The sequence below is a fragment of the Actinomadura rifamycini DSM 43936 genome (assembly GCF_000425065.1).
Taxonomy (GTDB): domain Bacteria; phylum Actinomycetota; class Actinomycetes; order Streptosporangiales; family Streptosporangiaceae; genus Spirillospora; species Spirillospora rifamycini.
In genome coordinates this window covers 161789-183205 of the sequence record NZ_AULB01000017.1, presented here as the reverse complement: position 1 = coordinate 183205, position 21417 = coordinate 161789, and the positions used below count along the sequence as shown (strand labels likewise).

At 71.4% G+C, this 21417-nt stretch carries 26 protein-coding genes; 16 read left to right on the top strand and 10 right to left on the bottom strand.

The genetic code is table 11. The annotated features are described in order from the left end of the window. The first annotated feature begins 32 nt into the window (after positions 1–32). Complete coding sequence (locus H505_RS0117915) at positions 33–842, top strand: crotonase/enoyl-CoA hydratase family protein (protein ID WP_026403096.1); 810 nt, start codon at positions 33–35, stop codon at positions 840–842. Positions 843–854: 12 nt separating this feature from the next. On the opposite strand, the gene H505_RS0117910 is transcribed toward H505_RS0117915, so the two are convergent. After that, a complete protein-coding gene (locus H505_RS0117910; RefSeq protein ID WP_026403095.1) occupies positions 855–1430 on the bottom strand; it encodes a hypothetical protein in 576 nt (191 codons plus the stop codon). A gap of 157 nt (positions 1431–1587) precedes the next feature. Between H505_RS0117910 and H505_RS49025 the strand changes: the two genes are divergently transcribed. The 3 genes from H505_RS49025 to H505_RS0117895 all read left to right on the top strand — a co-directional run bounded on the left by H505_RS49025 (position 1588) and on the right by H505_RS0117895 (position 3043). After that, complete coding sequence (locus tag H505_RS49025; protein WP_211238493.1) at positions 1588–2154, top strand: G5 domain-containing protein; 567 nt, start codon at positions 1588–1590, stop codon at positions 2152–2154. 176 nt (positions 2155–2330) lie between these two features. Then, the gene (locus H505_RS51055; protein ID WP_026403093.1) at positions 2331–2624 is read left to right on the top strand and encodes a hypothetical protein; all 294 of its coding nucleotides are present in this window, start codon (positions 2331–2333) and stop codon (positions 2622–2624) included. 23 nt (positions 2625–2647) lie between these two features. After that, positions 2648–3043, top strand: a complete 396-nt coding sequence (locus H505_RS0117895; protein ID WP_026403092.1) for a RidA family protein — start codon at positions 2648–2650, stop codon at positions 3041–3043. Between the two features lie 30 nt (positions 3044–3073). Here H505_RS0117895 and gabT read toward each other — a convergent pair whose 3' ends face one another. Continuing rightward, entirely contained in the window at positions 3074–4438 is a 1365-nt protein-coding gene (gene gabT / locus H505_RS0117890; RefSeq protein WP_051300821.1) for a 4-aminobutyrate--2-oxoglutarate transaminase, read from the bottom strand. Between the two features lie 356 nt (positions 4439–4794). On the opposite strand from gabT, the gene H505_RS0117885 reads away from it, so the two are divergent. The 7 genes from H505_RS0117885 to H505_RS0117855 are packed head-to-tail and all read left to right on the top strand — an operon-like array spanning position 4795 to position 11625. Continuing rightward, the gene (locus tag H505_RS0117885) at positions 4795–6438 is read left to right on the top strand and encodes a hypothetical protein (protein WP_157433041.1); all 1644 of its coding nucleotides are present in this window, start codon (positions 4795–4797) and stop codon (positions 6436–6438) included. Beyond that, positions 6435–7175, top strand: a complete 741-nt coding sequence (locus H505_RS49910) for an IclR family transcriptional regulator (RefSeq protein ID WP_157433040.1) — start codon at positions 6435–6437, stop codon at positions 7173–7175. Before H505_RS0117885 ends, H505_RS49910 begins: the two co-directional genes overlap by 4 nt. After that, the gene (locus tag H505_RS0117875) at positions 7172–7843 is read left to right on the top strand and encodes a hypothetical protein (RefSeq protein ID WP_026403088.1); all 672 of its coding nucleotides are present in this window, start codon (positions 7172–7174) and stop codon (positions 7841–7843) included. Before H505_RS49910 ends, H505_RS0117875 begins: the two co-directional genes overlap by 4 nt. 30 nt (positions 7844–7873) lie before the next feature. Beyond that, a complete protein-coding gene (locus tag H505_RS42605; protein WP_064743661.1) occupies positions 7874–8893 on the top strand; it encodes a dipeptidase in 1020 nt (339 codons plus the stop codon). Position 8894: 1 nt separating this feature from the next. Then, the gene (locus H505_RS0117865; RefSeq protein ID WP_034518395.1) at positions 8895–9695 is read left to right on the top strand and encodes an ABC transporter ATP-binding protein; all 801 of its coding nucleotides are present in this window, start codon (positions 8895–8897) and stop codon (positions 9693–9695) included. Continuing rightward, entirely contained in the window at positions 9692–10525 is an 834-nt protein-coding gene (locus H505_RS42600; protein WP_051300819.1) for an ABC transporter permease, read from the top strand. The genes H505_RS0117865 and H505_RS42600 overlap by 4 nt, the downstream gene beginning before the upstream one ends. Before the next feature lie 26 nt (positions 10526–10551). Continuing rightward, on the top strand, positions 10552–11625 hold the full coding sequence (locus H505_RS0117855; protein ID WP_026403086.1) for an ABC transporter substrate-binding protein: 1074 nt from the start codon (positions 10552–10554) through the stop codon (positions 11623–11625). A 65-nt stretch (positions 11626–11690) separates the two neighbouring features. Here the strand turns inward: H505_RS0117855 and H505_RS0117850 are convergent, their stop codons facing one another. Next, entirely contained in the window at positions 11691–12368 is a 678-nt protein-coding gene (locus H505_RS0117850; RefSeq protein WP_211238492.1) for a GntR family transcriptional regulator, read from the bottom strand. 31 nt (positions 12369–12399) lie between these two features. After that, positions 12400–13584, bottom strand: coding sequence for an acyl-CoA dehydrogenase family protein (locus tag H505_RS0117845; RefSeq protein WP_026403084.1), 1185 nt, complete (start codon positions 13582–13584; stop codon positions 12400–12402). A gap of 86 nt (positions 13585–13670) precedes the next feature. Between H505_RS0117845 and H505_RS0117840 the strand changes: the two genes are divergently transcribed. Continuing rightward, on the top strand, positions 13671–14804 hold the full coding sequence (locus H505_RS0117840; RefSeq protein ID WP_026403083.1) for a CaiB/BaiF CoA transferase family protein: 1134 nt from the start codon (positions 13671–13673) through the stop codon (positions 14802–14804). A gap of 59 nt (positions 14805–14863) precedes the next feature. Here the strand turns inward: H505_RS0117840 and H505_RS0117835 are convergent, their stop codons facing one another. Then, positions 14864–16132 (bottom strand): lipase family protein, encoded by a 1269-nt coding sequence (locus tag H505_RS0117835; protein WP_026403082.1) that lies wholly within the window; start codon positions 16130–16132, stop codon positions 14864–14866. Between the two features lie 170 nt (positions 16133–16302). On the opposite strand from H505_RS0117835, the gene H505_RS0117830 reads away from it, so the two are divergent. Further along, positions 16303–16593: a hypothetical protein gene (locus H505_RS0117830; protein ID WP_157433039.1), complete on the top strand. Its 291-nt coding sequence runs from the start codon at positions 16303–16305 to the stop codon at positions 16591–16593. Positions 16594–16671: 78 nt separating this feature from the next. Here the strand turns inward: H505_RS0117830 and H505_RS49020 are convergent, their stop codons facing one another. Together H505_RS49020 and H505_RS0117825 are read right to left on the bottom strand one after the other, a co-directional pair. After that, positions 16672–16857 carry a DUF397 domain-containing protein gene (locus tag H505_RS49020; RefSeq protein ID WP_084550416.1) on the bottom strand — a complete coding sequence of 62 codons (186 nt, stop codon included), beginning with the start codon at positions 16855–16857 and terminating at the stop codon, positions 16672–16674. Further along, entirely contained in the window at positions 16848–17651 is an 804-nt protein-coding gene (locus H505_RS0117825; RefSeq protein WP_026403080.1) for a helix-turn-helix domain-containing protein, read from the bottom strand. The genes H505_RS49020 and H505_RS0117825 overlap by 10 nt, the downstream gene beginning before the upstream one ends. A 147-nt stretch (positions 17652–17798) precedes the next feature. Here H505_RS0117825 and H505_RS0117820 point away from each other — a divergent pair, with 147 nt between their 5' ends. The 3 genes from H505_RS0117820 (at position 17799) to H505_RS0117810 (ending at position 19500) form a co-directional block, all read left to right on the top strand. Next, positions 17799–18197 (top strand): ATP-binding protein, encoded by a 399-nt coding sequence (locus H505_RS0117820; protein WP_026403079.1) that lies wholly within the window; start codon positions 17799–17801, stop codon positions 18195–18197. Further along, the gene (locus tag H505_RS0117815) at positions 18185–18460 is read left to right on the top strand and encodes a hypothetical protein (protein ID WP_026403078.1); all 276 of its coding nucleotides are present in this window, start codon (positions 18185–18187) and stop codon (positions 18458–18460) included. The genes H505_RS0117820 and H505_RS0117815 overlap by 13 nt, the downstream gene beginning before the upstream one ends. Before the next feature lie 740 nt (positions 18461–19200). Next, complete coding sequence (locus H505_RS0117810; RefSeq protein WP_026403077.1) at positions 19201–19500, top strand: NIPSNAP family protein; 300 nt, start codon at positions 19201–19203, stop codon at positions 19498–19500. Between the two features lie 5 nt (positions 19501–19505). Here H505_RS0117810 and H505_RS0117805 read toward each other — a convergent pair whose 3' ends face one another. From H505_RS0117805 to H505_RS49905, 3 genes are all read right to left on the bottom strand, one after another. Beyond that, the gene (locus H505_RS0117805; RefSeq protein WP_084550410.1) at positions 19506–19838 is read right to left on the bottom strand and encodes a WD40 repeat domain-containing protein; all 333 of its coding nucleotides are present in this window, start codon (positions 19836–19838) and stop codon (positions 19506–19508) included. A gap of 64 nt (positions 19839–19902) precedes the next feature. After that, positions 19903–20583, bottom strand: coding sequence for a RibD family protein (locus tag H505_RS0117800; RefSeq protein WP_026403075.1), 681 nt, complete (start codon positions 20581–20583; stop codon positions 19903–19905). Then, a complete protein-coding gene (locus H505_RS49905) occupies positions 20576–21247 on the bottom strand; it encodes an SLOG cluster 4 domain-containing protein (protein ID WP_157433038.1) in 672 nt (223 codons plus the stop codon). The genes H505_RS0117800 and H505_RS49905 overlap by 8 nt, the downstream gene beginning before the upstream one ends. Positions 21248–21417: the final 170 nt, after the last annotated feature.

Sequence of the window (21417 nt, the reverse complement as noted above, 5' to 3'; positions counted from 1 at the left end):
TTCTCGTTTCTTAGCCTGCAGGAGGGACCGCCGTGGAACGGCTGCCGATCAGCACCGAGCACTGCACCGTCGAGCGCGACGGTCACGTCGTCATCGTCACGATGAACCGCCCGGAGGCCCGCAACGCCTTCAGCGGGAGCATGCTGCTCGGTCTCGCGGAGGCGTGGCAGTACATGTCCGACACGCCCGAAGTCCGGGTCGGGATCCTCACCGGGGCGGAGGGCACGTTCTGCGCGGGCGCCGACCTGAAGGCGATGGGGCAGCCGCCGTCCGACCCCGAGATCAAGGCGCGGATGGACCGCATCGAGAACTGGCACTGGAAGGGCCTGCTCCGCGAGGGCCGCCCCACGAAGCCGCTCATCTGCGCCATCGAGGGCTGGGCCGTCGCCGGCGGCACCGAACTGCTCGCGGGCACCGACCTGCGCGTCGTCGCCGAGAGCGCCACCCTCGGCCTGTACGAGGCCAAGCGCGGCCTCTTCCCGATGGGCGGCTGCGCGATCCGGCTCCCCCGCCAGATCGGCTACGCGAACGCGATGGACATCCTGCTGACCGCCCGCTCGGTGACCCCGCAGGAAGCCCTCGCGATGGGCCTCATCAACAAGATCGTCCCGGACGGCACCGCCCTCGCCGCCGCCCGCGAGCTCGCCGACCAGATCGCCGAGTGCGGCCCCCTCGCCGTCCAGGCCATCCTGCGCACCTACCGCGAGACCGAGCACCTCGCGGAGGAGGAGGCCCTCAAGATCTCCGACGAGATCGGCTGGCCCGTCATCGGCTCCGAGGACGCCAAGGAGGGCTCCAAGGCGTTCAAGGAGAAGCGCGCCCCCGTCTACAAGGGCGAGTAGCGCCCCGCACCTCTACCCGGCCGTCCCCGAGGCGGCCAGGTAGAGGAACAGGGCGCACAAGAACAGCCAGACGGCCAGAAAGCCGACATGGCCCGCGACCGCCGCACGTCTCCCCCAGGGGCCCGGCGGCACGAGCGCCATGCCGTCCCGATGCGCCCCGGCCCGCGCCAGGACGGCCTCGACCTCGGCCGCCATCGCGGCCGCGGACGCGTACGGGCCGAAGGTCGGCGCCGGCAGCGGCGCCCGCGGCCCCGTCCGCGTCGTCACGACGAGCCCGTACCCGGCCGTCGGGCCGCGCGGCACGATCGCGATCTTCGCGACGTCCCGCCACGGCACGCGCCCGGACGTCCAGCCCCTCCGCCAGGCGATCCCCCGCGCGTCCACCGTCGTCCGCGCCCATGGGGGCCGTCCGGTGAGGAGCACGGCGGTGCAGACCAGCAGCGGCGCGGCGATCATCATGCCCTTCGGCCCCAGCAGCGCGATGACGCCGACGGCGTAGCAGGTCAGCGCCACGAAGACGGGCGCCGCGACCGCCCACTGCCGACGCGGTCGCAGGACGAGCGCTTCCGTGCCCTCAGCCGCGATCACGGGGCGAGGTTAGCGACGCGCCGCCCGGCCGTCCGCCGGAGGACGCCGAGGGACGCCCCGAGGTTCACCCGCGGGGCGCGGTGTCCGCTGGCGGACACGCCATTGACCAGGGAGAACGCGCCGCAGCATGATTTCTCGCCTCAATGAGGGGGAATTCATGACACGGACCTTCGCCGCCGCCTGCGCGGCCGCCGCACTCCTGCTCGCCGCCTGCGGCGCGGCACCCGCCGAGCCGCGGGCGGAGGCCGCGGCGACCGCCTCCCCCGCGACGCCCGCGGCCACCCCGGCGTCCGCCCCCGCCGCGACCGCCCCGGCCGTCGAGAAGCGCACGGTCACCAAGAAACGCTCGATCCCCTACAAGACCACGAAGGTGAACGACCCGTCCCTCGCCAAGGGCACCACGCGCGTGAAGCGGCGCGGGGTCAAGGGCGTCATGACCTACACCTACGAGGTCACGTACACGGGCGGCGAGCCGACCGGCAAGAAGCTGCTCGGCAAGAAGGTGACCAGGAAGCCCGTCACCCGGGTCGTCGCGGTCGGCACCAAGTCGGAGCCGCGGTGCGACGAGAACTACAGCGGCGCGTGCGTGCCCATCGCGTCCGACGTCGACTGCGCGGGCGGCAGCGGCAACGGCCCCGCCTACGTCAGCGGCCCCGTCCGCGTGGTCGGCACCGACATCTACGACCTGGACCGCGACGGCGACGGCACCGCCTGCGACAGCTAGCGGGCAGCGGACCGGCGAGGCGGGGTCCGCGCACTCCGGGCAGCCGACCCCGCCAGGCGGCGCGTTCGGGCGGTACCCCGCATTGCGCGAGTGAATCTGGACATATAAGGTCCAGATTGCCTCTTTCCCTTCCGGAGGCGTGAACACTCGGGGCGGTCTGGATGTTTCCTTGTCAGGTGGTCGACCGGCCGCGCTCGCCCGCTCGGGCGTGGGCGGCGGTGCCGGCGGTCGCGGTCGGGATCTTCGCGCTGATGACCTCGGAGCTCCTGCCCGTGGGCCTGCTCACCCCGGTCGGCTCCGACCTGGACGTGCTCGTCGCCGCGTTCGACCTGTCCATCGCGCTGGGCGCCCTCATCGGCGGCGCCACGATCGACCGCACCGCGACCACCGGCGTCCTGTGGGTCGCCGGTCTCCTCGCACTGCTCGCCGCGGCGGCCGTCGGCGCGGCCCCGAGACCCCGCACGTACTGACCGACCCGCAACGAAAGGCCGTCATGTCGCACGACTTCGTCAACCCCGCCGCCCTGCACGACCCGACCGGCTTCGGCTACAGCCACGTCGTCCGCACCCCGGGCGGCCTGGTGTTCGTCGCCGGGCAGTACGCGTCCGACGCGGAGGGGAACGTCACCTCGGACGACTTCGCCGAGCAGGTCGACCGCTCGCTGGAGAACCTGGGCACCGCCCTGGCCGCGGTGGACCTCGGCTACGCCGACGTCGTGCAGCTCCGCACCCATATCGTCGACCACGACATGGACAAGCTCGCCGTCCTCGCCGCCCGGATCGAGCGGATCTGGGGCAAGCGTCCGCCCACGCAGACGCTCACGGGCGTGGCCTCGCTCGCGCTCCCGGGCATGCTCTTCGAGGTCGACGCCGTCGCGGTCCGCCCGTGACCGGAGCCCCGGCACCTGCCGGACGGGGGGTCAGGCGGCGAACGCCTCCTCGATGACGTCCAGCCCCTCGTTCAGCAGGTGCTCGGGGATGACGAGCGGCGGCAGGAAGCGCAGGACGTTGCCGTACGTTCCGGCGGTCAGGGCGAGCAGGCCGCGCGCGTGGCAGCGGCGGGCGATCTCGGCGGCCAGCCCGGGGTCGGGCTCCTTGGTGCCCGGCTGCACCAGCTCGATCGCGATCATCGCGCCGCGCCCGCGGACGTCCCCGATCGCGGGGAACCGCTCGGCCAGGGCGCGCAGCCGGGGCAGCATGACGCCGCCGATGCGGCGGGCGCGGGCGGCGAGGTCGTGCTCCTCGATCTCCGCGAGGACGGCGAGGGCCGCCTCGCAGGCGAGGGGGTTGCCGCCGTAGGTGCCGCCGAGGCCGCCGCCGTGCACCGCGTCCATGATCTCGGCGCGGCCGGTGACGGCGGCGAGCGGCAGCCCGCCCGCGATGCCCTTCGCGGTGGTGATCAGGTCGGGGACGATCCCCTCGTGCTCGCACGCGAACAGGTCGCCGGTCCGGGCGAAGCCGGTCTGGACCTCGTCGGCGATGAACAGGGCGCCGCTCGTCCGGCAGAACTCGGCGAGCGCGGGCAGGAAGCCCGGCGCGGGCTCGATGAACCCGCCCTCGCCCTGGATCGGCTCGACCAGGACGGCCGCGAGGTTCTCCGGGCCGATCTGCTTGGTGATCTGGTCGACGGCCTGCGCCGCCGCCTCCGGGCCGCAGTTCTCCGGCCCGGACGGCCAGCGGTAGGGGTAGGCGAGCGGCATCCGGTACACCTCGGGCGCGTAGGGCCCGAACCCGTGCTTGTACGGCATGTTCTTCGCGGTGAGCGTCATCGTGAGCAGCGTCCGGCCGTGGTAGCCGTGGTCGAACACCACGACGGCCTGCCGTCCGGTCGCGTACCGGGCGACCTTGACGGCGTTCTCCACGGCCTCGGCGCCGCTGCTGGCCAGCATGGAGCGCTTCTCGTGGTCGCCGGGCGTGACCCGGTTGAGGTTCTCGCACACCGCGATGTACCCCTCGTACGGGGCGACCATGAAGCACGTGTGGGTGAACCGCTCGACCTGCGCTTTCACCCGCTCGACCACGCGCGGGTTGGCGTTGCCGACGTTGGTCACGGCGATGCCCGAACCGAAGTCGATGAACGAGTTGCCGTCGGCGTCCACGACCACGCCGCCGTCGGCGTCGGTCACCTGGACGGGCAGGACGCTGCCGACGCCCGGGGGGACGGCGGCCTTGCGGCGCTCCTGGAGCGCCCGCGAGTTCGGTCCGGGGATCTCGGTGACGACGCGGCGTTCCTGCGGCAGCCGGGCGGCCGCGGTCTCCGGGAGGGCACTGTCCTGGCTGATCATGTGCCGAACCTAGGCGCGGCCCGCGGCCGGCGGGACCGTACGGGACGGCGAAATCCGCGCCCGTGAAAGGACGCCCCGTCTGTTGACCGCGACGGCGGCGCTCTTTTTTCGCCCGTGGCCGCCATTCCCGAGAGGCCGCCCCCTTTAAGGAATCCCGCGCGCGGACGGCGGCCGCATCGCCGAGTGCAGCGGAAACGACCCCTTGACGTGCCGCAGAGGGGCTGCTTACGGTCTCGCTACTCAATATAGGACAACATCCAATATAAATGGATCGAGGGTAAATGTCGTTCGAGGCGACGCAACGTGCGGTGCCCCCCGCCCCCGGGCACGCGGCGCCCCGCCCCCCGGAGGCGGTCATGCATCCGCGCCGGCTGGCCGCCCTTCCCGCCGGCCCGCTCAGCGCGACCCGGACCCTGATGGACCGGATGACCCGCGAGCGCTGGGAGATCGGCCTGGTGCGCGCGGACCTGACCCCCGAGGGGAACGGGACGCTCGTCTACCGGATCGACGCCGGCGGGCGCGTGCTCTCGGTGGTCGCGTTCTCCACCGAGCCCCGCATGGTCAACCGGACCCCGCGGATCATCGGGTCGAGCTGGGACGTGCTCGGCGCGCTCATGGAGGGCGAGCCCGACGAGGACCGCATCGAGCAGACCCGCCGCGAGATGCCCAAGCTGTACGCGGGCCGCGCGCCCGACCGGACGCTGATCTGGTTCCGCGCCAACCGCAGCCTGCGGGCGTTCGACGAGGTGCGGGACGCCCTCGCGGCGGGCGAGGGCCCCGACGAGGAGCGGCTGCTGGAGGCCGGCTACCTGCTCCGCAACACCGGCCTGGACGGCAACGGCACGTTCGGCACCGTCGACTTCGGCGCGTACGGCCCGGACCATCCGCTGGCGCTGCCGTACCACGCGCAGATGCTCTCGGCCTACATGATGCGGGAGATCTCGTTCGACCTCGTCGAGTCGCTGGCGCGGCTGCGCAACCCCGGCGCGGCCCGCCTGTCACCGGAGCTGAAGCGGCGCGTCGCCGTCGGCAACGGCTCCGCCCTGGGCCTGGTGCTGTTCTTCATGAACCGCCCGCGCCTGGTGTCCCGGTGGATCGGGCTGTACGAGGAGAGCACGGCGCGCGTCCTCAGCCTGGCCTGGCCGGCGGACGCCCCCGAGCTCGACCTGTTCGACGACCTCCTCAGCCGCGTCATCGAGGCGAAGGAGGCGGACTCGACCCCGTACCGGCTGTTCCCGAGCGGTCCGCTGGTCGCCCAGGAGCTGCGGCACCTGCGGCGGGAGCTGCGGGCGCGGCGCGCCCGCGCCGCCGCCGACGGCACCGGGCTCGCGCTCGCCGACGTCGAGGCGGCCCGCTCGCCGGGGACCGGGCCCGAGGCGGTCGAGCTGTTCCGCTCCACCGCGCTGGAACTCGACCGCGGCGCCTGGGAGCCGCGGCTCGGCGAGCTGGTCGTGGACGAGTCGATGCGGCCCGATCCGACCTGGACGGTCGCGCGGCTGCGGGACACGATTCACGCCACGGTGCCCTGGACGGCGGACTACCCCCGCAACCTCGACGGTCTCCGCAACCGCGTCTGGTACAAGTCGCGCGCGTCGGAGGAGCCCCGCTCCGGCCACGTCCGGGAGATCCCCGCGGACACCTACGACCTCGCGACCAACCCGGTGGAGGAGGTCGGCGCGCTGCTCGCCCTCCTGGACGGGACGGACGGCGGGCGGAGCGTCGGCGACCTGCTGCTCGAGCATCCCTCCGCCCTGCGGGCGACCGCGCTCGTGCAGAACCTCACCGACAGCCCGTACGCGCTGGCGCGGGTCGACTACCGGGACGACGAGCTGGTCCCCGCGTACCTGATCCACGTCCTCAACGCGTTCTGCTTCGGCCTGGAGAAGACGCTGGACGTCCAGCGGCGCACGCTGCGCGGCCTGATCTTCGAGGGCGCGCCGCCCCGGGAGGAGCTGGGCGGGCCCGGCGAGCGCTTCTGGTGGGCCGGGGGCCGCCGGTGACCGGGACGAAGGTGCTCACCACCGCCCGCAAGATGCTGGAGATCATCGACGCGGTCGGCTTCTCCGCCGGGCCGGTCACCGTCGCCGAGATGGCCGACCGGTTCGGGTGGAGCCGGGGGGCGATGCACCAGTACCTGCACACCGCGAAGGAGGCGGGCTGGTTCGTCCAGGACGACGCGGGCCGCTACCACCTGAGCCACCACGTGTCGGTCCTGGCCCGGATGCGCTCCGCCCAGGCCGACATCGCCGAGATCCTCCAGCCGCGGATGCGCCAGCTCGCGGCCGACCTGGGCGAGGCGGTGTCGTTCGCCGTGCTGGACCAGGGCGGCCTGTTCATCGTGGAGCGCGCCGAGCCGGTGGGCATCTACCAGCGGCAGAAGTTCCAGACGAGCATCTCCGTCACCACGTCCGCGTCCGGGAAGGCGATCGTCGCGCACCTCTCGGAGCGCGAGCGCGACCGGCTGCGCGCCGGCGGCGTCGAGCTGGCCCCGCCGGAGGTCTACGCGGAGGTCGTCGAGCGCGGCTTCGCGCTGGTGCGCAGCGAATGGCTGGGCAGCGACATCACCGCGGTGGCCGTCCCGCTGATGGTCCGCGGGCACTGCATGGGCGCGCTGAGCGTCATCGCCCCGGCGGTCCGGGTGGACGGGACGGTCGCGGCGGAGATGACCCGACGGCTGCTGGAGATGGCCCGGAACGCCTCCGGCGAGCTGATCGCCGAGGAAAGGACGCACGGATGAGACTCGACCTCGACCACGACACCCACGGGCTGGACCTGCGGCCCGACATCAGCGCCATCACCCCGCCCGAGTCGATGGCCGGGACGCTCACCCTCCACCGGCGCGAGATCCGGCTGGTCTGCGAGCGGCTGCTGATGGTGGCGGGCGTCCCGGCCGGGGCCTGCCCCGCCGCCCGCGACTTCGCGGTGGACTGCGTGGACCGGTTCGGCCGGGACGCGCTGGCCCGCCTCGCTGGAACGTTCCCGGGCGGCGGCGCGGACCGTCCCGCCTGGACGCCGCCGCGGCGGACCGGCCCGCGCCGCATCGACGCGGGCGGGCGCAGCGCGCTGCTGGTGGGCGCGCCCGTGCTGGCGGGCGTGCTCGCGGACGGGCCCGGCGACCCGGTGACGGTGCACGGCCTCGCCGACGCCGACCTGCTCGGCGCCGGTGCGCTGTGGGCCGCGTCGCTCGGCCTCGGCCTGGCCGTCGCCGTCGAGGGCGCGGACGCCCGGGTGGAGGTGCTGCCCGCCGCGCCGCCGGCGCCGCCGTCGCTGATCGGCACCGGCATCGAGGTGCCCGCCGAGGTCTGGTGGCCCCTCTACTACGCCTCCAACGAGGCGCTCAGCATCGACACCGACCTGTCCCGGCTGCACACCGGGATGGCGCCGCCGCCGTCCGGAATCCTCTGACCCTCTCCCCCACCCCGTAAAGGAGACGCCGTGTACATCGACGGACTCAACTGCTCGCGGATGACCCGCGACCAGTTGGTGACACTGCGCCGGGCGCGCATCGACGCCGTCACCACGACCTGCGGTTTCTGGGAGGACGCGACGGAGTCGCTGGACGCGGTCGCGTCCTGGCGGTACTTCGCCGAGGACAACGCCGACCTCGTGGGGATCGCCCGCACCGCCGGGGACGTCCGGCGGCTGGCGGCCGCGGGGCGCACCGCCCTCATCCTGGGGTTCCAGAACTCCTCGATGCTCCAGGGACGGCTGTCCTACGTCGACTTCTTCGCCGAGATCGGCGTCCGCGTCGTCCAGCTCACCTACAACATCCAGAACGACATCGGCGGGAGCTGCTACGAGCCGGTCGACTCCGGCCTCACGCGGTTCGGGCACGAGGTCGTCGAGCGGATGAACCGCGCGGGGATGGTCGTCGACCTGTCGCACGTGGGCAACCGCACCACCCTGGACGCGATCCACGCCTCCGGACGTCCGGTCGCGATCACCCACGCGAACTGCTCCGACATCACCGAGCACCCCCGCAACAAGCCCCGCGAGGTGCTGGAGGCGCTGGCCGAGCGCGGCGGCGTCATCGGCGTGACGACCTACCACAACCTGACCCGCGGCTTCATCGACACGCCCGAGGCGTGGTCGGAGATGGTCGCGCGGACGGTCGACATCGCGGGCGCCGCGCACGTCGGCATCGGCACCGACGCCAACGTCGGCGGCACCGACGAGTACCGGGCCTGGATGCGCAGCGGCCGCTGGAGCCGGCGCCCCCAGGAGGGCGCGGGCCTGGCCACCGGCGCGGCGAGCAGCGGGCCGCCCGCGTGGTTCCGCGGCCCCGGCGACTTCCCCGTCCTGGACGAGGCGCTGCGGGCGCGCGGCTTCTCCGCCGACGAGGTCGCGGGCCTGATGGGCGGCAACTGGCTGCGGTTCTACGACGAGGTGCTCGGCGTGCCGGAACCCGCCGGATCCGGCGTCCGCGAACCCGCGCTCGCGAGCGGAGGGCAGTGACATGGGCATCGCCGAAACGGGCACCGAGCCCCGGACCGGGGCGGCCGTCGCCGTCCGCGACGCCGCCATGACGTACCGGCGGGGACGCACCGCCGTCGACGCGCTCGCCCCCACCAGCCTGGACGTCCGGCCGGGCGAGTTCGTGTCCCTCATCGGCCCCAGCGGCTGCGGCAAGAGCACCCTCCTGAAGATCATCGCGGGGCTGCTGGCGGCCACCGGCGGCGGCGTCGAGATCGACGGGCGCACGGTGACCGAGCCCCCGCCGGGGGTGAGCGTCGCGTTCCAGAAGCCGACGCTGCTGTCCTGGCGGACGATCCGGCAGAACATCCTGCTCCCGGTGGAGCTGCGCGGCGGGGAGCGGGCGGCCGCCGACCGCCGGGCCGACGAGCTGCTGGCCACGATGCGGCTGACGGACTTCGCGGGCAGCCTCCCGCGCGAGCTGTCGGGAGGCATGGAGCAGCGCGCCGCGATCGCCCGCTCCCTCATCGACGGCCCGCGGCTGCTGCTGATGGACGAGCCGTTCGGCGCGCTCGACGAGTTCACCCGCGAGGACCTCAACGACGAGCTGCTGCGGGTCTGGCACGACGAGCCCAAGACCGTCCTGTTCGTCACGCACAGCATCAGCGAGGCGGTCTACCTGTCCGACCGGATCGTCGTCATGCGGGCCAGGCCCGGCGGCATCCACGAGGTGATCGACATCGACCTCCCCCGACCACGACGGCGCGAGGCGCGCGGGACCGCGGAGTTCTTCGAGGCCACGCAGCGCGTCCGGGCCTCTCTCGAGCAGGTGAAGAGCCAGTGACCGCACCGCAGACCTCCCCCGCCCCCGCCGCGACGGCCGGGGCGCGGCGCGTGCCCGGACGGGCGCGGCCGCTCGGCAACGCCAACGTCCAGGCCGGCGTCCTCGGCGTCGCGATCCTGGCCGCGATCATGCTGCTCTGGTACCTGGCGGCGGACCGCGAGTGGGTGTCGCCGCTGCTCATCGCGCCGCCCGGGGACGTGTTCGCCTCGCTGGGCGACATGGTCGCCTCCGGCGCCCTGTGGCCGAACATCTACGCCACGGCCTTCGAGACGCTGGTCGGGCTGGTGTGCGCCGCGGTGCTGGCGTTCGTGCTCGCGGTCGTCTTCACCTTCTCCGAGCCCGTCCACAAGGCCGTCTACCCCTACCTCGTGGTGATCCAGACCTTCCCCAAGGTCGCCATCGCCCCGATGGTCATCGCGGGCTTCGGGTACGGCCTGGCGCCGAAGGCGTTCCTGGCGGCGCTGCTCGCCTTCTTCCCGCTGCTGGTCAACGCGATGGTGGGGCTGGCCAGCGTCGGCGAGGACCAGTACAACCTGTTCCGGTCGGTACGGGCGGGCCGCTGGCAGATCCTGTTCAAGCTGCGGATCCCGCACGCGGTCTCCTACATCCTCCCCGCGCTGAACACCGCCGCCGTCCTCGCGCTGATCGGCGCGATCGTGGCCGAGTTCGTCTCGGCGCGGGAGGGCCTCGGCTTCGCCATCCAGGCGGCCACCCAGAACGGGTCGATCGCCGCGACCTACGCGCTGCTGATCGTCATGGGCTTCTTCGGGGTCGCCATCTGGCTGGTGATGGCGGTGCTCAACCGGCTCCTGGCCAGGTACCGCGCGTGACCCCGACGAAAAGAGGACGACCCGCCATGAGGAGAGCGTGCGCGCTCCTGACCGCGGCCGCGACGCTCGCGGCGGCCACCGCGTGCGGCACCGGCGACGGACGGACCGAACTCACCTTCGCCGTCGCCGACCAGACGCTGAGCGCCGCCACCGCCTCGTACGCCACGGTCCCGGAGACCATGGGGTACTTCGCGGACGAGGGGCTGAAGGTGGAGATGCAGCCGGTGAAGAACGCGGTCGCGGCCATCCAGGCCGTCGCCAACGAGCGGGCCACCTGCACGTACGGCTCGACCGCCAACGCCGTCACCGCCATCGGCCAGGACCCCGGCCTGGTCATCGTCGGCACCGTCAACGGCAACATCTTCCGCACGGTCGCCCCGGCCGCGTCCGGGCTCCGGACGGCGGCGGACCTCGCCGGCCGGACCGTCGGGGTGAACGTGCGCGGCGGCATCAACGAGCTGCTCGTGACCGGGGCGACCCGGTCGCTGCCCCGTCCCGTCGGCGCGGACGACATCCTCGCCGTCGGCTACGGGGCGCAGGCCGCCCAGGCGCTCCAGCGCGGCGACATCGACGCCTACTCCGGCTACGACAGCTCCAACCTCATCGTCGGGGAGCTGCTCGGCCGGGAGATGGTCGAGATCGAGTCGCGGACGGACGGGCTGACCGGGACGTCCGCCCTGGTCTGCCGCAAGCGCGACGTCCAGGAGCGCCCGGAGGCGATCGGCGGCCTGTTCCGGGCGTTCTTCAAGGGCATGGTCTTCTCGCAGGAGAACCCGCGCGCCGCCATCGAGATGCACTGGGAGCACTTCCCGGCGTCCAAGCTGGCGGGCGGGAAGGACACCGACCTCGCCACCGCGACGAAGATCCTCGCGAAGCGGCTGGAGATCTCGGGCGGGCCGGGCTCGGCGGGCGAGTACGGCCTGCAGAAGGACGAGGACCTGCAGAAGACCATCGACACCTACGTCGAGTACGGGGTCATCACGGACATCGAGCCCGAAGCGGCGAACGTCCGGGCCCTGACCGACTACTCGCTCGTCCCGGCCTTCAACGACTTCGACCCGGCCGAGCCGCTGCGCGAAGCCCGCGAATGGTCGAAGTGACGGGCCGCGCCGGGGGCCCGTCCGCGCCGCCGTGACCGCGGCGGCGGGGGCGGGCGCCCGGCGCGTCAGTCCCGTCCGGGGGCGAGGACGGCGCGCAGCACGTCCAGGGCCCGCTCCCGGTGGTCGTCCATTTCGCGGACGAGCCGGTCGGCGTCCCCGTCGCGGACCGCCTCGATGATGCGGTCGTGGGCGTCCACCGACGCCGCGCGCTCCTCCGGCAGGTTGTAGTACATGGCCCGGTACACCTCGGTGGAGTCCCACAGCAGCCGGATCAGCCGCAGGACGTGCGGCTGGCCCGGCGTCTCCATGACCGCGAAGTGGAACACGCGGTTGGCGGCCAGCTCGGCGGCGACGTCCCCGGCCGCGGCGGCCTCCGCGCAGGTGCGGGCGGCCTCGTCGATGCGCCGCAGCGCCGCGTCGTCCAGCATCGGCAGGGCGTGCCGGGCGGCGCGCTCCTCCAGGATGCGGCGCAGCTCGTAGATCTCGCTGAGGTCCTCGAACTGGAGCTCGGTGACGAAGTAGCCGCGCCGGGGCCGGTAGGTGAGCTGCCCCTCCTGCGCCAGGACGCGCAGCGCCTCCCGCACCGGCGCGACGCTCAGCCCGACCCGCGCGGCGATGTCCTCCTGGTTGACCCGCTGCCCGGGGCGCAGCCCGCCCGACACGATGAGGCGGCGCAGCGCGCCGACGGCGTGCTGCTGGGCCGTGGGGACCGAGGCGGGAGCGTCGGCGCGGGTATCGTTCACCGGCCCGAGCATAGCCGTGCCCCCGGCCGCGTCAGCGGAACGCCTGGACGCCCGTCAGCGCACCGCCGATCACCAGCGCGTGCACGTCCGCGGTGCCCTCGTACGTGACGACGGACTCGAGGTTGTTCATGTGGCGGATGACCGGGTACTCCAGCGAGATCCCGTTGGCGCCGAGCACCTGCCGCGCGGTGCGGGCGACGTCCAGCGCGGCGTTGACGTTGCCGAGCTTGCCCATGCTGATCTGCTCGGGGCGCAGCCGGCCGGCGTCCTTCAGCCGGCCGAGGTGCAGCGCCAGCAGGGTGGCGCGGTTGACCTCCAGTGCCATGTGCGCGAGCTTCTGCTGCTGGATCTGCGTGCCCGCGATCGGCTTGCCGAACGCGGTGCGCTCCTCGGCGTAGGCGAGCGCGGCCTCGAAGCAGGCGCGGGCGGCGCCGGCGGCGCCCCAGACGATCCCGTAGCGGGCCTCGTTCAGGCAGGACAGCGGGCCGCGCAGCGACGACACCTCCGGCAGGACCGCGTCGGCCGGGAGCCGGACGCCGTCCAGCACCAGCTCGGACGTCACCGACGCGCGCAGCGACATCTTCTTGTGGATCTCCGGCGCGGTGAAGCCCGGCGTGCCGGCCGGGACGACGAAGCCGCGGACGCCCTCGTCGGTGCGGGCCCACACCACGGCGACGTCCGCGATCGTCCCGTTGGTGATCCACATCTTGCGGCCGTCGAGGATCCAGTCGTCGCCGTCCCGGCGGGCCCGGGTCCGCATCGCGCCCGGGTCGGAGCCCGCGTCCGGCTCGGTCAGCCCGAAGCAGCCGATCGTCTCCCCGGCGGCCATGCCGGGCAGCCACTTCCGCTTCTGCTCCTCCGAGCCCCAGCGCCAGATCGCGAACATCGCGAGGGAGCCCTGCACGGAGACCATGCTGCGCACGCCGCTGTCCCCGGCCTCCAGCTCCATGCAGGCCAGGCCGTAGGCGGTCGCGCTGGTGCCCGCGCAGCCGTACCCGTCCAGGTGCATGCCGAGGACGCCCAGCCCGCCGAGCTCGCGCGGCAGCTCGCGGGGGATCGCGGCCCGCTCGAACCAGTCGCCGGCGTGCGGGACGACCCGGTCGGCCACGAACGCCCGGACGGTGTCGCGGATGTCGCGCTCCTCGTCCGACAGGAGGCCGTCGATGTCCAAGAAGTCGTCGGGGCGCAGGTCGGCCCGGTCCGGCGTGCTCGTCATGGCGGTCACCTCTCGTTGCGGGGAAATCTTCGAAAATCTAGACTCGATAATCGCATACCCGACCCCGAGCCGACAAAGAGCCCACCATGCCCCATGCCCTGGACGGTGTCCGCATCGTCGACTTCTCCCGCGTGCTCGCCGGACCGCTGGCCACGATGGTCCTCGCCGACCTGGGCGCCCACGTGACCAAGATCGAGCGCCCGGACGGCGGCGACGACACCCGCGCGTGGGGCCCGCCCTACGACGACGGCGGCCGGGCGACCTACTTCCAGGCCGCCAACCGCAACAAGGACAGCGTCGTCCTCGACCTGCGCACCGCGGACGGCGCCGACCGCGCCCGCGAGCTCGCCGCGTCCGCCGACGTCGTCGTGGAGAACTTCCGCCCCGGCGTCATGGACCGCCTCGGCCTCGGCCACGCCGAGCTGAGCGCCGCCTCCCCCGGCCTCGTCTACTGCTCGATCACCGGCTTCGGGTCGGGCGCCGGCGCCGCGCTGCCCGGCTACGACCTGCTGATCCAGGCACTCGGCGGCCTCATGAGCATCACCGGGGAGCCCGACGGCGAGCCGCAGAAGGTCGGCGTCGCGCTGGTGGACGTCATCAGCGGGCTCTTCGCGAGCGTCGGCGTCCTCGCCGCGCTGCGGCACCGCGAGCGCACCGGCGAGGGGCAGCGGGTCGAGATCGACCTGCTGTCGTGCCTGCTGGCCGCCCTCGCCAATCAGGGCTCGGCCTACACCCTGGCGGGACGGGTCGGCGGCCGGATGGGCAACGCCCACCCGAGCATCGCGCCGTACGAGCCGCTGCCCACCGGCGACGGCGACCTCGTCCTCGCCGTCGGCAACGACCGCCAGTTCGGCGCGCTCGCCCGCGTCATCGGCCGTCCCGAACTGGCCGAGGACGACCGCTTCGCCGCCAACGAGGCCCGGGTCGCCCACCGCGCCGAGCTGCGCCGCCTCCTGGTGGACGCCCTGGCCGCCGAGCCCGCCGCCGACTGGGTGCCCGCCCTGTCGGCGGCCGGGGTCCCCGCCGGTCAGGTCAACGACATCGCCGGGGCGTTCGCGCTCGCCGAGTCGCTCGGCCTGGCCCCGGTCGTCGAGGTCCCCCGCCCGGACGGCACGTCGGCCCGCCTCACCCGCAACCCGATCGGCCTGTCGGCCACCCCGCCCACCTACCGCTCCGCCCCGCCCGACCTGGACGAACGCCCCTCCCAGCCGACCCCCTGACGGCGCGAACCGGCCCGGACGCCGATGCATTCAGCGTCCGGGCCGGGGGGACGGTCGGGTCAGCAGTTGCCTTCGACCGGCTTGCCCTCGAACCTGTCGTTCAGGAACTTCGTCACGTCCTGGGCCGCGGCCCAGTCGGTCGACAGGTGCTCGGACATGTAGGTGTTCTTCCAGGTGGTGTTGATGCCGGCGTCGCAGTACAGCTGCCGGGTGGCGTCCTCGGTCTCGTGCGGGATGATCTCCTCCAGCCAGCCGCGGTACTGGAACACCGGGAAGCCGATCTCGTACCGGGCGCCCGAACCCGCGGGGCCGATGCCGACGCCGACCTTCTGCCGGTCGACGATCTCGCCCCAGGTCACGCCCCCGGGTCCCGCGATCGCGTACAGGTCGTCCAGCGACAGCTTGTCGGTGGTGAAGTTCTCCACCCGCGCGCCCGTGAACACCGCCAGGGTGCCGAGCAGGCAGTTCTTCTTGACGTCGTCGACGGCGCGGCGGCCCGCGTCGTTCATCAGCTCGTCGAACGGCATCTCGGGGTACTGGGCGTTCAGGCCGATGAGGGCGTCGGCGAGGAACCCGGCGAACAGGCTGCCGTTGAGGGCCTCCGCGGTGACGCGCAGGTCGCCGGGGACGCCGCCGGCGGCGGCGCCGACGACGTTCAGCTCGGGGGCGTAGGACTCGGCGAGCTGGGCGCCCCACAGGGAGGCGTGCCCGCCCTCGGAGTACCCGGAGATGCCGACCTTGCTGTCGGCCTTCAGGCTCCCGCCGGGGATCTGGCGGGAGGCGCGGACGGCGTCCAGCAGCGCGTGCCCGGCGTTGGCGCCGTTGACGTAGGTGTGCACCTCGCCGTCGATGTAGCCGACGCCGTCGGTGGCGGCGACCGCGTGGCCCGCGTTGAGGAACGTGGCGATGTTGTCGCCCTCGTACATGTCCTGCTTCTGGCCCGCGAGCTGCCGGGAGAACGCGCACTGCGGCCCGGACCCGAGCGTCCCGGGGTTGAACGCGATCGTCGGCCGCGAGCCGCCCTTCGTCCACGCCGCGGTGGGGACCGCGACGGTACCGGTGACGGCGACCTTCGCGCCCTTGGCGTCGGTGGAGACGTACCGCACCTTCCACGCCTTGTGGCCGGGCGCGTTGCGGACGCCGTCCAGTTTCACCTCCCGGCAGGCGAGCAGGTCGCCCGGGGAGCCGTGGACGGTGTCGGCCGCCGCGTAGATCTGGGCGTCGGAGGACCAGCAGGTCCACGGCGCCGCCGACGCGGGGGCGCCCAGCAGGGGAACCGCCAGCGCGGCGCCGAGGGCACCGGCCGTGAACAGGGATCTCAGTCGCATCAACCGCTCCTGACGTGTGGGGGTGGCACCGAAGCCCGACCACACTCCCAAGCCCGGCCGCCGGCCAGAATGCGCTGCGAGACGAACCTTCGAAAACGGCGTTAGCACTCCCGCACAGTTGTGTAAGCGGACGGCTGGCGGTGGCGGCGAGGGTCGGCGATGCTGTTCCGATGGACGCGCGCGTGCTCGGCACGGCCCTCGAGACCGTCGAAGCGATACTGGCCATCGTGCAGGCCACGCCCCAGGACCTGACCTGGCAGCGGCGGTACGCGAGCGAGGACGACCTCGTCTCCGACCTCCGCGACCACGCCGACCGCCTCCGACGCGGCGACGCCACCCGCCTGCCCGACCTCCGCCACCTCCTCCTCCCGACGGCCCCCCTGTGCGAGATCGCCACCAGCAGCGGCTGGACAGACACCTACCTGGCCCTAGCAACCCGCCTAGACACAGCCACCCCCTGACAACCCGTCCCGTCAGGACGGGCCGCGCCCACCGCCTTTGCCGCCGGACACGGCCTTGAGACGGGAGGCGCCAGGGACTCAGAGACCTTTGATCGCCTTAGCGAAGCGCCGGAAGTCGTCTCGACTCACCGTGAGCTTGGGGCCGTCCGGGTCCTTACTGTCACGGACGGCAACGGCGCTGGAAAGATCAGCGACTTCGACGCAGTTGCCGCCGTTCGACGTACTGCGGCTGGCCTTGCGCCAAACCGCCGTGCTCAAATCCATTTTTCATCCACCGTTCTGCGGATCAGATCGACACTCATCGTCATCGGCAGCGCCAGACTACGAAGCTCCCGGAGGGTTGCCGCGATCGTAGCCAGCGCGTCTGGGTCGCTCAAGGTGAGGCCACGATAGGCGCTCTCGACGTACACCACCTCGGAACGGTCTTCCAGAGTGGCCACCACGAAGGCGCCCGAGTTGCCGTCGTGCTCACCACGGTTGGGGACGACCTGCATGGTCACGTTACGTCCAGCCACACTGGCCAGGTACTCCAGTTGCTCCCGCATGACCTCCTTGTCGCCGACCTCGCGGTGCAAGACCGCCTCGTCCAGCAACACGGTCAGCGGAGGCGGCGGGTTCTTCCGCAGGATGTCCTGACGCTTGAGACGAGCGTCCACGGCTTCCTTGTTGCCGCGCAGGATGGCACTTGCGTACGCGGGGAGCTGCAACAGGCCGGGGACCACGGTCAGGCTGTACTCCGTGAGCTCCAGAGCCTCGGCCTCGACGGTGGGCCAGTCGAACCACGTCGGGTAGGCCGAGTCCATAACGAGGTCTTTCCACAACTCCTGAAGCTCACCTTCAGCCCCAAGAGCCGCGTCTGATGCCGTGACGAACTCTAAGGTGCAACGGGTGCGGCCGAGTTCCACCAAAGACACATATTGGGCAGTTACCCCCAATTTGGCCGCCAGCCGGTCTTGACTGAGCCCGACGCGGCTGCGGTGGCGCCGCAATGCTTTCCCGAACGCCGTGAGCATGGGCGACGTGCTGTTGCGCTTGCCTTGCTGCTGGGAGGACGCCATACGCACATGGTGCCTCAAGCGACCTCAAGTGTCACCAAGTAATCCGACCTCAGATTTCTGTTTGTTCTGTAGTTGATGCCTCGCACTGCGGGCCGACTGCCTGAATTAGCGGACAGGCAACCGGACTCGTCGCGAAGGGATCTTCCAATGTCAACCGTTGCGCTTGCGCCGGAGACGCCGACGCTCGTCCTTCCACCGTCCGACCGGGCACCCGCGCTCGCGCGGCGGTTCCTCGTCGAGCAGTTCGGGCAGCTCGACATACGCGACGACTTCGCGGGGCGGCTCGTGGTGACGGAATTGGTCACCAATTCCTACAAGCACGTCGGATTCGGTCATATCGTCGTGCGAATTTTCCCGAATGAGACCAAGACCTCCGTGTGTGTGGAGGTGTGGGACGAGGGGGCCGCGCTGCCCGTCGTCCGGCCGGAGAACGACCACGCCGAGGGCGGGCGGGGGCTGCCGCTGGTCATCGAGCTCGTCCAGGAATGGGGCGTCCGCCCGTTGTACGAGACCGGAAAAGTCGTGTGGGTTCGGTGGGCGCTCTGATCGTCCGGGCCGAACCCGTCCTGCTCGGCCTGCGGGCGTGGTGGAAACGGTCGGCGGCGATCCGGCATTTGGACGCGCTCGCCACCGTGCTCCACGCGCTGGGATACCGCTGCGTCGCGCGGCACCGCGCTCGGCCACGGCTGGCGGTCATCGACCCGCACGCCCACGTCCGAGCCGTGATCGCCGTCCACGCCGCACCGGGCGGGATTTGGGGTTACCACGAATTGGACCATCACTACCTCTGTCCCTGCGGCGACGCCTAGGGCACCGCCGAACTGGTGGCCCACGTCCTCAGACGCCGCATGTTCACGGCGTCCTGGTAGACCGCTCCCCCTTCTCCGGAGGCTCACCATGCAACCCGACGACCATCGCCCGTCCCGCATCGAACTGGACGCCGACCTCGACGCGGCCCTGGCCGACCTGCGACGGACGTTCCCCGGCGTATGCCTCTGGTACGGCGACTACAGCGGCTCACTGTGGGCGCTCCTCCCCAACCGGCTGGTCGAAGCCAAGAACGCAGCCGAGCTCGCCTACCAACTCCGCGCCGCCCTCGGCCCTCCACACCCCGCCGGACGCGACACATCCGCAGCTCCGCCGTCTACGCGAAGACGCGACGGCACCTGGAGCCCGCCACGCCGCGAAGCCGACAACCCGCGCCCGACCGCGCGCCCCGGCCTCCTCACCCGGCTCGCCACCGCCTGCCGCCGCTGGTTCCCCGGCCACGAACGCCCCGCGCGACACGCTCTTCCCACCCATTGCCGTCCAAGCCGCGGAGTCACCGGCCCGGCCGACTGGGGAAGCGCGATTCCGGGGTAACGAGGTCGAGTCTGTGTCGGAGAATGCGCCCAGTTCGTCCGCACGACGGAACCCCGGCACTCGATCCGTCGCTCAACTACGGCAATCCACGTCAGGGCATCAAACCGAGGACTCAAAGCGGGCGACGCCAAGGCCCCGGCTCGCCACGAATCTCACCGGCGATCGCGACGGCGGAAGGGGCGGGACGGTGGCGAGGACGACGCAACTGCGAACGTACCGGGTACGGCACGGCCTGCTCGACGAGTGGGCGGCGAAGTGGCGCGAGTTGATCGTGCCGCTGCGGCTGGAGTTCGGGTTCGAGATCGGCGGCGCGTGGCTGGATCGGGAGCGGAACCAGTTCATCTGGTTGATCTCCTACGACGGCCCGGAAACCTTCGCCGAACGAAACTCGCAGTACTGGGCATCGCCGAAGCGCGAGCGGATGGGGTTGGACCCCAAGGATTACTTGGTGGAGACGCACGTCCGCGAGGTCGACACCGCCCTCTGAGAACGTCACGGATCGGCGGGAAGCATGTGAGTGCGTCGCTCCGCCTCGGTCAGAGACCCGAATACGCGAGTTCGGGCGACCGCTTGAAGCCGGTCGAAGCCGGGGACCGCCCTCCAGATCCGGGCGGTGCCATCGACCGAGCCGGTGAGCAGCCGGGTTCCGTCGACGGACCAAGCCACTGAAGTCACCTTGTCCCGATGAACCCCGGCCACCTCCCGTTCTTCGGCGGTGGACGCGTCCCAGACCCGCACGGTGCGGTCATCGGACTCGTTGGCGATACGGGATCCGTCCGGAAACCAGGCCACGGCCTGGACGATAGGGCCGTGACAAACCTTCACCGACGGCCCGGGGGGGGGAGCGCTCGACGTACCGCGCCGCCAGGAACCGTACGTCCCACCCTGATCAGGAACGCTTGAGCAGGTACCGAGCCAGAATCACATCTCCGATCGGACGCACTTCGGCGAGGGCCATGCGATCACCGGGGCCATAACGGAACTCGCCGTCCCCCACAAACCGAGGGGCAGCGGAGTCGCCGACGAAGAACGGGGCTATGACGAGCTGCAGCTCGTCGGCAAGACCGGCGGTGAGGAACTGGGTGTGGACGGTACCGCCACCTTCTACCATCAAGCGGCGGACGCCCCGAGCGGCGAGGTCGCTCAGCACGGTCTTCAAATCGATCGGATCGCCGACGTCCTCAACGGTCGCCACCTCGCCCAGGCGGTTTCGGCACTCTTCGACCGCTGTGCTGCTGCAGTACACAATCTTCTCAACGGAGCCGGCGGCGAAGAACTTCGCATCAGGCCGCAAGTCGCCCCCTGCCGTGAGGGTGACCTTGAGCGGACTTTCGGCTAGCCCTCGAGAAATTCGGTCCTTGCGTCGGCCTTCCGCCCGAACGAGAAGGCGCGGATTATCGCGACGGATGGTGTTGGCGCCGACAAGAATGGCGTCACAACTTGCACGTACTTCGTCAACACGATCGAAGTCCTCGTCATTGGACAGCAGGAGCCGTTGGCTGGTGGCATCATCGATATAGCCATCGATCGATACAGCGCAGGACAGGAGCACGTAGGGGCGTTCAGACATCGGTCTCTCCAAACTTTTCACTGATTATATTCTCAATGATACGGGCGAAGTCTTCTGCAGGATCGTCGCCCACCCTAAGGGCAGCGAAATGCTCATCGGACAATACCGTCCGCAAGCGTTCATCACGTGCAGCTCTGTTGTAGAAGCGGCGAGCAGCGCCCCCGCTCGCGGGCAGCGCTATAACAGGTTTTCCCATCGAGAGGGCAAGGTCGATTTCAGTCTGGGTACCGGCACCACCGCCAACTACGATAACCAAGTTCGCATGTTGGATGACATTTCGGTGGCCGAACAGCCCAACAGCTCCGGCTATACCGGGCGGACGGTACTGATCCGCGATGTAGGTCATGACCTCAATCCCCACTCCGACCGGGCCGTGACTCACCCTGTAGCCATGGCTTAGGACTAAGCGTGCCATGCAGCGGACGGCCTCGTCGATCACCGCACCATCGGTGTCAGCGGCCCGGCTTCCACAGATGGCAATACACACAGGACGCCCTGTGTTCTCGGTGGCATCACTGTCTCGTTCGATCGCTTGCCGCCACGAACGCGTTGGCCCATCCTCGGGAGGAAGAGAATCGACTGGGGCGAGCCCGAGCAAAAGCCTGGCCCCGTCCGGGATTTGCATACCGTCGGCGATACGGGTCAGCACTTCGATGTCGGACACTCGGCCTTACCGAGTACCTCTCACCCAATTAGAGACATCAGAACGATCATGTTGGGTGAGCAGCGCTAGTTGCGTCTGTGTACATTCAGGAAAAAGTGCAAGGAAGAGACGGAAAAGCCGACCAACGTCACGACCCGCAAGGGCCGCCGCAACCTCGCCGCAACTCCAGA

Coding starts and splice junctions, on each gene's coding strand:
- H505_RS49025 (WP_211238493.1), top strand. CDS start 1,588: ATGACACGGACCTTCGCCGCCGCCTGCGCGGCCGCCGCACTCCTGCTC.
- H505_RS0117895 (WP_026403092.1), top strand. CDS start 2,648: ATGTCGCACGACTTCGTCAACCCCGCCGCCCTGCACGACCCGACCGGC.
- gabT (WP_051300821.1), bottom strand. CDS start 4,438: ATGATCAGCCAGGACAGTGCCCTCCCGGAGACCGCGGCCGCCCGGCTG.
- H505_RS0117885 (WP_157433041.1), top strand. CDS start 4,795: ATGCATCCGCGCCGGCTGGCCGCCCTTCCCGCCGGCCCGCTCAGCGCG.
- H505_RS0117875 (WP_026403088.1), top strand. CDS start 7,172: ATGAGACTCGACCTCGACCACGACACCCACGGGCTGGACCTGCGGCCC.
- H505_RS0117865 (WP_034518395.1), top strand. CDS start 8,895: ATGGGCATCGCCGAAACGGGCACCGAGCCCCGGACCGGGGCGGCCGTC.
- H505_RS0117855 (WP_026403086.1), top strand. CDS start 10,552: ATGAGGAGAGCGTGCGCGCTCCTGACCGCGGCCGCGACGCTCGCGGCG.
- H505_RS0117845 (WP_026403084.1), bottom strand. CDS start 13,584: ATGACGAGCACGCCGGACCGGGCCGACCTGCGCCCCGACGACTTCTTG.
- H505_RS0117840 (WP_026403083.1), top strand. CDS start 13,671: ATGCCCCATGCCCTGGACGGTGTCCGCATCGTCGACTTCTCCCGCGTG.
- H505_RS0117835 (WP_026403082.1), bottom strand. CDS start 16,132: ATGCGACTGAGATCCCTGTTCACGGCCGGTGCCCTCGGCGCCGCGCTG.
- H505_RS0117830 (WP_157433039.1), top strand. CDS start 16,303: ATGGACGCGCGCGTGCTCGGCACGGCCCTCGAGACCGTCGAAGCGATA.
- H505_RS49020 (WP_084550416.1), bottom strand. CDS start 16,857: ATGGATTTGAGCACGGCGGTTTGGCGCAAGGCCAGCCGCAGTACGTCG.
- H505_RS0117825 (WP_026403080.1), bottom strand. CDS start 17,651: ATGGCGTCCTCCCAGCAGCAAGGCAAGCGCAACAGCACGTCGCCCATG.
- H505_RS0117820 (WP_026403079.1), top strand. CDS start 17,799: ATGTCAACCGTTGCGCTTGCGCCGGAGACGCCGACGCTCGTCCTTCCA.
- H505_RS0117800 (WP_026403075.1), bottom strand. CDS start 20,583: ATGTCTGAACGCCCCTACGTGCTCCTGTCCTGCGCTGTATCGATCGAT.